Origin of the sequence: Arthrobacter sp. AQ5-05, assembly GCF_003287975.1 — a bacterium.
Taxonomy (GTDB): domain Bacteria; phylum Actinomycetota; class Actinomycetes; order Actinomycetales; family Micrococcaceae; genus Paeniglutamicibacter.
The window spans coordinates 26,207-36,371 of the sequence record NZ_QMKQ01000034.1 but is presented as its reverse complement, the minus strand read 5'-3'; the positions used below and the strand labels follow the sequence as shown (position 1 = coordinate 36,371).

General features: G+C 64.5%; 10 protein-coding genes and 1 pseudogene. 10 read left to right on the top strand and 1 reads right to left on the bottom strand.

Annotated features, from left to right (window positions below; genetic code table 11):
• Window positions 1–287: 287 nt before the first annotated feature.
• The 9 genes and pseudogenes from DQ353_RS18815 (at window position 288) to DQ353_RS18780 (ending at window position 8,653) form a co-directional block, all read left to right on the top strand.
• Complete coding sequence (locus DQ353_RS18815) at window positions 288–638, top strand: ArsR/SmtB family transcription factor (protein ID WP_113764722.1); 351 nt, start codon at window positions 288–290, stop codon at window positions 636–638.
• Window positions 635–1,120, top strand: a pseudogene (locus tag DQ353_RS18810) (SRPBCC family protein). Before DQ353_RS18815 ends, DQ353_RS18810 begins: the two are co-directional and overlap by 4 nt.
• 160 nt (window positions 1,121–1,280) lie before the next feature.
• Entirely contained in the window at window positions 1,281–2,513 is a 1,233-nt protein-coding gene (locus DQ353_RS22425; RefSeq protein WP_286166916.1) for a LolA family protein, read from the top strand.
• Complete coding sequence (locus tag DQ353_RS18805) at window positions 2,510–3,481, top strand: ABC transporter ATP-binding protein (protein WP_502696414.1); 972 nt, start codon at window positions 2,510–2,512, stop codon at window positions 3,479–3,481. Before DQ353_RS22425 ends, DQ353_RS18805 begins: the two co-directional genes overlap by 4 nt.
• Entirely contained in the window at window positions 3,471–4,286 is an 816-nt protein-coding gene (locus DQ353_RS18800) for an ABC transporter permease (RefSeq protein WP_286166914.1), read from the top strand. Before DQ353_RS18805 ends, DQ353_RS18800 begins: the two co-directional genes overlap by 11 nt.
• Window positions 4,287–4,324: 38 nt before the next feature.
• Complete coding sequence (locus tag DQ353_RS18795) at window positions 4,325–5,272, top strand: hypothetical protein (protein ID WP_113764717.1); 948 nt, start codon at window positions 4,325–4,327, stop codon at window positions 5,270–5,272.
• 88 nt (window positions 5,273–5,360) lie between these two features.
• Window positions 5,361–6,617: a hypothetical protein gene (locus DQ353_RS18790; RefSeq protein ID WP_113764716.1), complete on the top strand. Its 1,257-nt coding sequence runs from the start codon at window positions 5,361–5,363 to the stop codon at window positions 6,615–6,617.
• Between the two features lie 226 nt (window positions 6,618–6,843).
• Entirely contained in the window at window positions 6,844–7,701 is an 858-nt protein-coding gene (locus DQ353_RS18785) for an excalibur calcium-binding domain-containing protein (protein ID WP_286166913.1), read from the top strand.
• Window positions 7,643–8,653: an HNH endonuclease family protein gene (locus tag DQ353_RS18780; protein WP_286166912.1), complete on the top strand. Its 1,011-nt coding sequence runs from the start codon at window positions 7,643–7,645 to the stop codon at window positions 8,651–8,653. Before DQ353_RS18785 ends, DQ353_RS18780 begins: the two co-directional genes overlap by 59 nt.
• A 776-nt stretch (window positions 8,654–9,429) precedes the next feature.
• Here the strand turns inward: DQ353_RS18780 and DQ353_RS21430 are convergent.
• Window positions 9,430–9,609, bottom strand: a complete 180-nt coding sequence (locus DQ353_RS21430) for a hypothetical protein (RefSeq protein WP_146755335.1) — start codon at window positions 9,607–9,609, stop codon at window positions 9,430–9,432.
• A 344-nt stretch (window positions 9,610–9,953) separates the two neighbouring features.
• Between DQ353_RS21430 and DQ353_RS21850 the strand changes: the two genes are divergently transcribed.
• A complete protein-coding gene (locus DQ353_RS21850; RefSeq protein ID WP_181578499.1) occupies window positions 9,954–10,121 on the top strand; it encodes a hypothetical protein in 168 nt (55 codons plus the stop codon).
• Window positions 10,122–10,165 lie beyond the last annotated feature (44 nt).

Here is a 10,165-nt window from a genome sequence, read left to right as displayed (position 1 = left end):
TCATCACCCGGGTGGCCTTCGGATTCAAAGCACCCGAAGCCCTCATCGGCCTGGCGATGCTCAGCCTCGGAGGCCGGAAACCGGTACTCCCGGGACGGGGATGACCCACGGAAGAGTCAGTAGAGCCAGAAATTTGGAAACGCAGCACCCTGGACTTGGGGTCGCCGCAAGCTGATTTCGGGGTTTATCCGGTGGTGCGGCTTGGGCAGGGATGTCCGGCGGGGAACTCGAAAAAATGCGGCCCGACCCATTGCATGGGGTATCCGGGCGGAGTAATCTACAACCAAATGGTTGTACATGAACTGAGTGAATCCGAGATCGACCGCATCTTCCAAGCCATGGCGGATGCAACCCGGCGCGACATCATCAAGCAAGCAATGCTCCGGGAACAGTCGGTCTCCGAACTGGCGAAGCGCTATGCGATGAGCTTTGCGGCCGTGCAAAAGCACGTGGCCGTGCTCGAACGAGCCTCGCTGATTGCCAAGCAACGACGCGGTCGGGAGCAAATCGTGCAAGCCAATCCCGAATCACTGCGCCGTGCAGCGCGGCTGCTGGAAGCCTACGAAGACATCTGGCGCGAGCGGGCAAACCGCATTGGGGAGATACTCTCCAACCAACTGGAAGGAACGGAACCATGAGTGTCATCCGCACCCACAAGGACACGGAAAACCTCACCCTGACATTCGTCGCGGAATTTCCCGCCGACATCGATCGGGTCTGGCAAATCTGGGCAGACCCGCGCCAACTCGAACGCTGGTGGGGCCCTCCCACCTGGCCGGCAACGTTCGTGCGCCACGAAATGGTCGCCGGCGGGGAATCCCGGTAGTACATGACCGGACCCGACGGGGAAAAAGCGCGTGGCTGGTGGAAGATCATCGCGCTGGATGGACCCAGGGGCTTTGAATTCGAGGACGGATTCGCCGGGGACGACGGGGAACCCAGCGGATTCCTCGGCAGCACCCTCTGCGTAGTGACCCTGGAGCAAAACGGCGGGACCACCCGGATGAGCACGGTTTCCTCGTTCGAGAGCGCGGAGCAGCTCGAAGAAATGGTCAAGATGGGCATGGAAGAAGGCATGGGCCTGGCCATGGGACAGATCGACGCGTTGCTCGCCGCCTAGGCAAGTCCACGGGCGGGCGGGTCCGGCAACGAAATGATCCGCCCGTCTCCGGGCAAGGACACAGCGTGTTGGCAGGTCATGGCAGGCCATAGGCCATCGCCAAGCCCCCGGCTCCGGCGTACCGTGGAGATACCACGCCGCCTGAATCGGATCGAAGATCATGAAACCCGCTGTGCTCAAGAAATGGATACCTGCCGTGCTGGCGCCCGCAGTCATTGCGGCCTTCGCCATCGGCGCCTCGATCTCTGCCGACGCGCAGGTGCAGCTCGAGCCCAAGACGCCGCAACAGGTCCTGCAGATGATCGCCGGTTCCAAGGTCACCGACTTCTCCGGAAGCACGAGCACAACCCTTGACCTCGGGATGCCCCAGCTGCCGGACCTGGGAAGCAACGGCACGATGACGACCCCGGGCCCCGGGGCTTCTGCCGCGCCCGATTCAACAACGGCTCCTGACGAAGCCAACCTGCTGGACGTGCTCGCAGCACTCTCCGGCACACATGAGGCCCAGGTCTACATCGATGGACCCGACAAGGCACGAATCCAGGTGCTCGACGGCATGGATGAACAGAATTTCATCCGCAACGGTTCTTCGCTGTGGCATTACGACTCCGCAAACAACACTGCGGAGCACCTCGTGGTTCCCGGGTTCCCCAACAAGGCCGCGTTGAAGCATGCGACGATGCCGCCGACGCCAGGAGCCGTGGCGGATAAGCTCCTGGCAGCCATGGGGCCAAGCACCGACATGAGAGTGGCCGAAGGGCCCCGGATTGCCAACCGCGATGCCTACACCCTCGAATTGGTTCCGCACAGCGACGACTCCCTGGTTGCTAAGGTGAGCATCGGGGTCGACGCGGCCACCGGGGCGCCACTGCAGGTCGTGGTGGACGCCGTGGGCCAAACGAACCCCGCAGTATCCGTGGGGTTCACGAGCTTCACCCCGGGCACGCCAGCGGCCAACCTCTTTGAGTTCACACCTCCAGCGGGGGCCAAGGTGAACGAACACAAGGTCCCGCCGCAGGCACTTAAGCACAATCCCGGCCACAATCCCGACGCCGCCAATCGCGGCAACAAGTTGGGCCACAAACCCGGCAACGCCAAGCCGGGCAAGCAACTGGGCCACCGCCTCGATGCAACCAAGCCCGGCAAGAAGCAAGCGATGCAGCTCCCAGGCTCCATCAAGGGCACCGGATGGGACACCGTGGTCGTGGTCCCGGCCAAGGAAGTCCCCAAGGAGCTGTCCGGCAACGCCATGCTGAACCAGCTGGCAACCCCGGTGGAGGGCGGCAGGTTGCTGCACACCTCGCTGTTCAACGTCCTGCTCACCCAAGACGGGCGCATGGTCATCGGCCCGGTCTCGCTGGCCCGGCTGCAGGCCGCGGCCAAAGGCCAGTGACCGGGGTGTCGGACACCGGCGACCTCGCCATCCACACCACTGGCTTGGGCAAGAGTTTCGGGAAACGCCGCGCGGTCAACAACCTCGATTTGGCCGTGCCGCGCGGCTCCGTCTTCGGGTTCCTGGGACCCAACGGATCCGGCAAGACCACCACCATCCGTATGCTGCTGGGCCTTGCGACCCCCAGCAGCGGAACCATGTCCGTGCTCTCCCAACCCATGCCCGCAGCCGCCGGCGAGGTGCTGCCGAAGGTGGGTGCCCTGGTCGAGGGCCCGGCCTTCCACCTTTTCCTCAGCGGACGGGCCAACCTGACCCGCCTCGATTCCGCCGATTCCACCACCGACCGCTCCACCAGGACCCGCCGCGTGGATGCGGCACTCGAGAAGGTCGGGCTGGGCAAGTCCGCGAGAGTTCCGGTGCACGCCTACTCGCTGGGGATGAAGCAGCGCCTCGGGATTGCCAACGCGCTGCTGCGCGAACGTGAACTGCTGGTGCTAGACGAACCGACCAACGGCCTGGACCCGCAGGGGACCCGCGAGGTCAGGCACCTGATCAGCGCGCTTGCCGAGGAAGGGACCACGGTTTTCGTCTCCAGCCACCTGCTCTCCGAGATCGAGCAGATGTGCAGCCACGTGGCGGTGATGAGCGCGGGGAACCTGGTGGCCCAGGGAACCCTGGAGCAGTTGCGGGCCCAAGGCCGGCGCGGGGTGAAGGTGGCGACGCCGGACACGTCCGTGGCCATGGCGGTGCTGTCCCGGCTGGGCCTGGACCCGCACATCGAACCGCTGCCCGGCGGGGAGGACGGGATCGTGGGTGCGGTCCTGGGCCCGGAGACCCCGGAACCCGAGCGCCTGGTCGAGGGGCTCGTGGCGGCCGGGGTGCGCGTGCGCGGATTCACGGTCCAGCCGGCGAGCTTGGAGGAACGCTTCGTGGCGCTGACCGGGGAGGGATTCGACCTTGTCCAGTAGGGGATTGCTGGCCAACGAAGTCATCCTGCTGTACCGGCGCCGCCGCACCTGGGCGATGCTGCTGGCACTGGGTGCGGTGCCGGTACTCATCGCCGTCGCGGTGCGCCTGACCTCGGGTCCTCCCACCGGCCGCGGACCGGCGTTCCTGGACAGGGTTGCCGGAAACGGATTGTTCGTCGCGATCACCGGGCTGCTGGTGTGCATCCCGCTCTTCCTGCCGCTGACCGTGGCCGTGGTTGCCGGGGACACCATCGCCGGGGAAGCCGGGAGCGGCACGCTGCGCTACCTGCTCACCGCCCCGGTCTCGCGCCCGCGCCTGCTGCTGGTCAAGTTCACCGTCGCGGTGCTCTTCTGCCTCTCGGCCACCGTCATGGTCGCGGTGTGCGGGCTGGGCATCGGATCCTTGCTCTTTCCCGTGGGGCCTGTGACGCTGCTGTCCGGAACCACCATTTCCGCGCCGGCGGCCCTGCTGCGCGTGGGGTTGATCGCGCTGTACGTGGCGGTGTCGTTGATCGGCTTGACCGCCGTGGGCCTGTTCATCTCCACGCTGACCGATGTGCCGGTCGGTGCCATGGCCGCGATCGCGGTGCTTGCCGTGGCCGCGCAGATCCTGGGCCAGCTGCCGCAGCTTGACTGGCTGCATCCGTGGTTGTTCACCCACCATTGGCTCGGCTTCGCCGACCTGTTGCGCGACCCGATCCGCTGGACCGAATTCGGGCAGAACGCTCTGCTGCAGGGCGGGTACCTGCTGGTCTTCGGGGCCCTGGCCTACGGCAGGTTCGCCAGCAAGGACGTGCTCTCCTGACACTGGTGCCGGTGCCGCAGGCACGCAAGAATGGGGGAATGGACATCGCGACCTGGTTGCTCGACTCCGATCCATCCCTCCGCTGGCAGGTCATGCGCGACCTGTTGGACAGGCCCGGCGCGGAGGTGGACCGGGAACGGGCCCGCGTCGCTCTCGAGGGGCATGGAGCACGGGTGCTGGCGCTGCAGGATGCGCGAGGCTACTGGAACAACGACGAATACGGCGGGGACCAGGACCGCCGCTCCGTGTTTTGGTCGCTCGCGCTGCTGCGCCGGCTTGGTGCCGACCCCGCAGACCCGGGCGTGCAAGCCGCGGTGGATCGCGTCCACGAATCGGTGAAGTGGAAATACTGGGACAACCTGCCCTACTTCCACGGCGAGGTCGAACCCTGCATCAACGGCGGCGTGCTCTCCCAAGGCGCCTACTTCGGGAAAACCGGCGAGGGGCCCGAGCGCATCACCGCCCGGCTGCTGGCCGAGCAGCTCCCCGACGGCGGCTGGAATTGCGAGGCCCCAGAGTCCTCCACCGTCTCCTCCTTCGATACCACGCTCTGTGTGCTGGAAGGACTGCTCGAACACGAACGCGCGGTGGGCGAGGTGCCGGCGGTGCTCGCCGAGGCCCGCTCCCGCGGCGAGGAATACCTGCTGGCCCGTTCGCTCTTCCGCAGGCTTTCCACCGGGGATGTTGCCAACGGGCGCTACCTGAACTTTTCCTTCCCGCCGTACTGGTTCTACGACGTGCTGCGCGCCCTGGACTATTTCCGGGATGCGGGCGGAACCTTCGACGCGCGGCTGGAACCCGCCATCGAGTCGCTGGCCTCCCGTCGCGGTGCGGACGGGCCCTGGGCGGCCGGGGTCACCTGGCCAGGGGATGTCTACCTCGATGTCGATGCGCCCGAGGGGGAGCCGAGCCGCTGGAACACCTTGCGCGCGTTGCGGGTGCTGCGCTGGGCCGGGGTGGAAACGGAATCCCCGGGCGTGGGCTGAACCACTTCGGGACGGACACTTGAAGTTCGCCACCGGTTAACGTCACGCCGGGGAAGCGTTGGGTCTGGTGCGACAAGGTGGAGAACACGTGGGTGTTGGGGCGCCCTGGCCGCGCCTGCCCAACGAACCGAAGGACATCCACGACATGCCGCAAAAGCCCATGCGCACGACCGCCGCACTCTGCCTGGCTCTTGGCCTGCTCGCCGGGCTCGTTGCTCCGAGCACGGCACTGGCCACCGGCACCCCCGATCCACAAGGACCGCCCGTACATGCGGCACCGGAAAAAGCCATCGACCGGTACCCGACGACCATCGACTCCGGATCCTGGGACGCCGGGCACATCCAGGGCATCGCCATCGATGAAAAGGGCGGTTTCGTCTACCACTCGTTCACCAACATGCTTGTGAAGACCGACCTGGATGGCAACATCGTGGGAACTGTCGAGGGCTTCACCGGCCATCTGGGCGACCTGGACTTCAACACCCAGGACGGCCGCGTCTACGGTTCGCTCGAATACAAGGCCGCCGAGTCCTTCTACATGGCAATCTTCGACGTCGAGAAGATCACCGAGATCGGCATGGACGCGGAGAATTCGGGCATCGTCACCGCCGTCTATCTGGAGGAAGTCGTCAAGGACTTCACCGCGGACCTGGACGGCAACGGGATCTTTGATGGAGACACCGCCAACACCGCCGACCACCGCTATTGTTCCAGCGGCATCGACGGGGTTTCCTTCGGACCGGCCTTCGGCGCCGCCAACGGCAAGCAACAATTGATGGTCGCCTACGGGATCTACCGGAACAACCAGCGCGAGGACAACAACCACCAGGTCATTCTGCAGTACGACGTCTCCCGCTGGGGCAAGTTCGAACGACCGCTGACCCAGCAGGATCCGCACTCCTCGGGACCGGCCGAGGTGGATGGAAAGTTCTTCGTGCACACCGGAAACACCAACTTCGGTGTCCAGAACCTCGCCTACGACGAGGCCGGCAAGAACTGGTATCTCGGGGTCTACCGCGGTTCGAAGCCCGGCTACCCAAACCGCACCCTGTATGTCGTGGACGGCACCGAAACTCCGACCGAGGGGGCGATCAACGGGCAGTCTGGCAATGAGAGCGGGCTTCTGCTTTCGTTGGTCCAGGCCGGGATTCCCGATGAATCCACCGGCATCTTTGGCTGGGAGTTCAAGTCGGATGTCGGCATCGAGCCGGTCGGACACGGCTACTTCTACGTAGCGCGCGACTTCGACGACCATTCCAGCGGGCACAAGCAGGAAGCCGCAACCCTGGAGCTGTATCGGTGGACCGGTACCGGCAGCGCCGGATTCGATCGCGTGGTCCGCTGACGATGCCGGGCAACTCAACCGAAGGCCGCGGAGCGTATCTTGCGCTTTCCGGCCTTCGGCAGATTACGTCAAGGGGTCACAATCGGTGCGCGCCCATCGCATTCATTGCTGTCACCCGACGTTTGGGTGAATCGGAGGCCAGCAACACGAAGTAAGAAGTGACCTTCCATTCATTAGTGGCTATGGTTTGGCTATTGGTTGGAATAGTTGAAGCTTTGGGGAAATCGTGAGCTGGAATAATGAATCGCTGCCGTTGAAACGGCGGAAGAACGTGCGTTGGATTTGGTTGGGGATTGCCGTTGCGGTCCTGATCCTGTTGGGCATCGCCGGGGCGCTGCCGGGGTTGATGATGCTTGCCGGATTCATTGCCCTGGTCCTTGGGATCGTGGCTTTCTTGGCCAACGGCATCAAATGGGCAAGGATCCCGAATCGAAAGTTCGGGGCCGGGGTCGCCGGTGCGGCACTGGTCCTGACGATGGCAGGCGGTGCATTGAGCGGCACCGAGGGCACTGCAGGCCCGGAGGCGTTGCTCGAGGAACCTGCGGTGGCCGAGACGTTCCAGGCGGACCTCGCGAGCTTCATCGGCAAGTCCTGCGAATTCGACTACCAGGTCATGACCCAGGGCAATGACAACAATTATTGCGACGAGGATTCAACCGGCGCCCTTGTCTGGGTCGACCAAGAGGGCCATGATCGTGTCGAGGCCGACCGTGCGGTGGCCCTCGAAGCCGAAGCCAACAAGAAGCTGGAGGAGGCAGCGGCAGCCAAGGCGAAGGAAGCCGAGCAGGCCAAGGCGGCGGAAGCTGCGGCAGCGGCGAAGACCAAGGAAGCCGCCGACGCCAAGAAGGCGAAAGCTGCGGCAGCCGCAAAGGCCAAGAAGGCAGCCGACGCCAAGGCCGCCCTGGCCGCAGAAAGGGCCCGCAAGAAGAAGATTGCCGAGGCTGAGGTTCGGAAGAGTCCCGCCAGTGCCTATTACAAGAACTGCACCGCGGTGAGGAACGCCGGAGCTGCCCCGATCCATAGGGGTGAACCGGGATACAGCCGCAAACTGGACCGCGACGGCGACGGCGTCGCGTGTGAGTAACAACGAAACGTCGACACCGGCTGGTTCCACGACCAAGAGGAATCCGAAACCCAGCAACAGGACCGGATCTGCCGTCTTTCTTTCGGGGATGATCTTGGCTCTCGGCTTGGTGTTGGTATCTTGCACGGGAACTGGCGTCGAGACCACGGCTGTTGCTGCGCCGGTCATCTGGTCGGAGGCTCCAACCGCGGAGCCCTTGGTGGTTTGGTCGGAGGAACCCACACCGGAGGCAACAGCAACCGTTGCCATACCCGAGCCCGAACCGTCAGCCGAAGAGGCCCAGGTTCCGGCCGAGCCGTCGCAGGAATCTACACCCACTTCTGCGGCACCGCCCTCATCTTCCGGCAACGAAAACTCCAGCCAAGCCAAGACCGGCACGACGCTGCACCAACTTGCGGGCATCCAGGTCAAGGGCAGGGCACCGAAGACAGGTTACGAGCGAAGCTTGTTCGGCAGCGGTTGGAAGGATCCGGACCGCAATGGCTGCGATGCCCGCAACGACATGCTGCGTCGTGACCTGACAGGGATAGAGGCGAAGCCGGGAACCAACGGCTGCGTCATCACCAGCGGAGTGCTCGCAGACCCGTTTACCGGAAAGCACATCGATTTCGTGCGCGGCCAGGGGACCAGCACCAAGGTCCAGATCGACCACGTCGTAGCGCTGTCCGATGCCTGGCAAAAGGGTGCGCAAAAGATGACCGAAGAGCAGCGGGTGGCCTTTGCCAACGATCCGCTAAACCTCTTGGCGGTTGATGGTCCGTCGAATGCCTCCAAGGGCGATTCCGATGCGGCCACGTGGTTGCCGCCGAACAAGTCGTTTCGCTGTTCCTACGTGGCACTCCAGACCGCGGTGAAGGCCAAACACGGATTGTGGATGACCAAGTCCGAGCAGGAAGGGATCAAACGAACCCTCACCTCGCAATGCCCAAACCAGGCGATCCCCGCGGGCTGACGGTCCAGGGACTGGACCCGGGATGTCCTAAATAGTCTTTGACATGGGAATCCGAAACAATTGATGGTTGATCCCCGAGCCCATGGCGGGAACCGAGGTCTCGCCGATACATCACCTGGAAAGTCATGAGAGCTGTCCCTTCCCTGATTTTCGCCGGCGTGGTGGCCACCGCATTGCTGGCCGGATGAAGCGCGCAGAAGCAGGCGCCTGCCTCCGCGGTCGCCAATTCGCCGGTTGAGGCCGCCGCTGTGGGCGAAGGCGCGCCGGATCGCGTCGTGTCGGTCGCTACCGGGGCGGTGATTGCCAAGCAGGAGTACAAGATTCCAGGCTCCCAGGACGACAAGGCGACCTTCGGCGTCCAGTCCCTGGTGGTCGAGGGAAAGACGATGGTCCTGAAGCTGGTGTTCACTTCGGACTTCGCCTCGGTCAGCGATTCCGAGGCCATTTCCGTTTACGACATGACCGGAAACGTGACGTTCAATCCGAGGGTGGCCGACAGGGAAAACCTCAAGGAATATTCGCTGCCAACCGGGTCCGTTTACACCTGGGCGACGGACCGGGTGCACACCGAGACGACGAACCACGAACCGGTCATTTGGTGGGGGGCTACGCAGCGCCGGAAAACGACAACGAAGCTATTGGCTTGCGCGGGCTCGACGCGATGGCCCAATTCCCCGACGTGCCGGTGGGACGATGAGCGGCACTTTCACGCGTGCCGCGATCGCCGCGCTCCTTGCGGCGTCACTGGGCCTGCAAGGTCTCCCGGCCCAGGCGTCCTACGACAGCCCCCGGGAACTGCCCGAGCCGACCAGGGTGCAACTGGACAGGTCAGTGCGCTCCTGGGGCCGGGGCAGCATCCGCGTCTGGGCCGCCGACCGTTTGGTCAAGGCGGTCGAACTGGTGGCCACGAAAGCGGGGGAAACAACGATCAGCCTGTCCACCGACATCTTGTTCACGCCAGACGGCTCCAAGCTCCCCTCCGCCGCCGGAGCTCGGCTGGGTGCGCTCGCGAACAAGATCCCGAAGGGGGCAACAAGAGGCTGTCCACCGACCGGGCCAGTGCGGTTGCAGCTCTCCTGTAGGTGGAGCGCAAGGACTTGACGCTGAAGGTCAAGGGACTGGCCTCCACCGTGCCGGCGGTTCGCGAGGACCCGAAGGAGCCCTCGATCTTTGCGGCAAACCGGCGAGTGGAAATCGTCTACACCCGGTGACCCCATGGCTGGCCCCGCGAACAACCTGTTGCCAAGAAGCGATGCCGGTGCAACCGTGGAGGTAACAGAACCTTTCCGGGAGGCACTCCATGGGCAACAACCACCACGAGGACGAACGATATAAGAAGTTCTATGACCGCCCGCCGCATGGCGAAGTACCCAAGGATCCACGGATCCGGGAGGCCAAGGAAGGCGGATCGGAGCCCGTCGAAGACAGTGCGGACGCGAGCCCGAAGCCGGACCCGTCCCACACCTAGGAAGTGCTCCAAAGCGCGGTCCGTGCATCGCAGCGGGGGTGGTC

Excerpts from the sequence above, each read along its gene's own strand:
- DQ353_RS18815 (WP_113764722.1), top strand. The coding sequence starts at position 288 with ATGGTTGTACATGAACTGAGTGAATCCGAGATCGACCGCATCTTCCAA.
- DQ353_RS22425 (WP_286166916.1), top strand. The coding sequence starts at position 1,281 with ATGAAACCCGCTGTGCTCAAGAAATGGATACCTGCCGTGCTGGCGCCC.
- DQ353_RS18795 (WP_113764717.1), top strand. The coding sequence starts at position 4,325 with ATGGACATCGCGACCTGGTTGCTCGACTCCGATCCATCCCTCCGCTGG.
- DQ353_RS21850 (WP_181578499.1), top strand. The coding sequence starts at position 9,954 with ATGGGCAACAACCACCACGAGGACGAACGATATAAGAAGTTCTATGAC.